Genomic DNA, 1,308 nt, shown 5'->3' with positions numbered 1-1,308 from the left:
GGCGGGCGATATCGACGAGGCGCTAAATGCCGCCAGCGCGATCGGCGACGATACGTTGCAGCGCAAATTTAGCGGTCGCGTCGTGCCCGATTCCTTCACGCACGGCACCTCGGCGCAGCGCAAAGAGTGGTTTAAAAAGGGCTTAACGGGCGGAAACCTAAAAGCTTGCTCGTTTGAACCGTAAAATGCATACTCCAAGTTCGTAAATTCTGCCATCTCGTGTTTGGGCGCAGTGCGAGATCCTTTTCTGCGCCGTTGCAAATTTGTCTACAAAACTGCCGTCTAGCGCTTGAGTCGTAAGGCGCAGGCTTTGAGCTAGCTTGCGAGCCAGATCAAGAGCGGTTTAAATTTTAAAATTTAGCTCTAAAACGAGGGCTTGCCTTTTGGTCTAAATTTTTATCAAGATATATGCGAGTAGACCCGCTACAGCCAAAACACTTGTTTTAATTTAAAATTTTTTACCCGCGCCGCTCTTTGCGCCTAAATTTCTTAAAAATTCCGCGTACTCCGCCGCGCCTTTTTCTATCTGTTCGGTGCTGCTTTGATAATTCACGCCCGGCGTCTCCTCGGCGCCGTAAAACGCGAAAAATCCACGCCAGTCGGCATGAAAATAGTAGCGGAATGCGAGCTCGAACGGCGCTAAAATCTGCTCCATCGTGAAATGATACCGCCCGCTAGGCGCGTAGTCGGCGCGCTTGATACCCGCACTCACCGCCAGCGCCACGGCACGCCCGCGCAGGCCCTCGCTCGCGCGCCCGTAGGCAAATCCATACGTCATTGTCGCATCGATCCAGCTTTTTAAAATCGCGGGCGAGGAGAAATTATGCAGCGGAAATTGCAGCACCAAGGCGTCGTGAGCTTTGATTATCGCGCGCTCGCGCTCGCCGTCTATCTCGCCGCTAGGATACTCGCACGCCAGGTCGCGCACGGCGAAGCTTTGCGCGGCAGCCTCTTTCAAAAACCGCTTGTTTATGAGCGAATTTTCGATGTCGGGATGAGCTAGAATGATTAAGTTTTTCATATTTTTCCTTTAAAATTTTATTTTGGGGCGATAAAATTTGCCGCTAAAATCGCAGTTATAGCTCCGCTTCAAAATTTAATTTTCAAATTAGCGGCGGAATTCTAAGGCAAAATTTGACGCCGAAATTCCATAGTAAATTTCATATTAAAATTTAGCGCCCAAATACGCCGGGGCCCTATTTCAAAACGCTAGCTTGGCGCTCTACTTCCCCGCAGCTAGCAGATCTGCGAGTACCTTTGCGGCGTGATCCTTTGCCTTGACGCTTTTATAGACCTTTAAAATTTTGC

Annotated in this window: 2 protein-coding genes; one reads left to right on the top strand and one right to left on the bottom strand. The window is 49.8% G+C overall.

All coding sequences use genetic code 11. The annotated features are described in order from the left end of the window. The coding region (locus tag Q0614_RS12355; RefSeq protein ID WP_298789054.1) for a neutral zinc metallopeptidase at positions 1–184 on the top strand (184 nt) is incomplete at its 5' end. A 264-nt stretch (positions 185–448) separates the two neighbouring features. On the opposite strand, the gene Q0614_RS12350 is transcribed toward Q0614_RS12355, so the two are convergent. Then, positions 449–1,021 carry an NAD(P)H-dependent oxidoreductase gene (locus Q0614_RS12350; RefSeq protein WP_298789052.1) on the bottom strand — a complete coding sequence of 191 codons (573 nt, stop codon included), beginning with the start codon at positions 1,019–1,021 and terminating at the stop codon, positions 449–451. Between the last annotated feature and the right edge of the window lie 287 nt (positions 1,022–1,308).

This window comes from uncultured Campylobacter sp. (genome assembly GCF_937997595.1).
Classification (GTDB): Bacteria; Campylobacterota; Campylobacteria; order Campylobacterales; family Campylobacteraceae; genus Campylobacter_B.
This window is presented reverse-complemented; position numbering and strand designations above follow the sequence as displayed.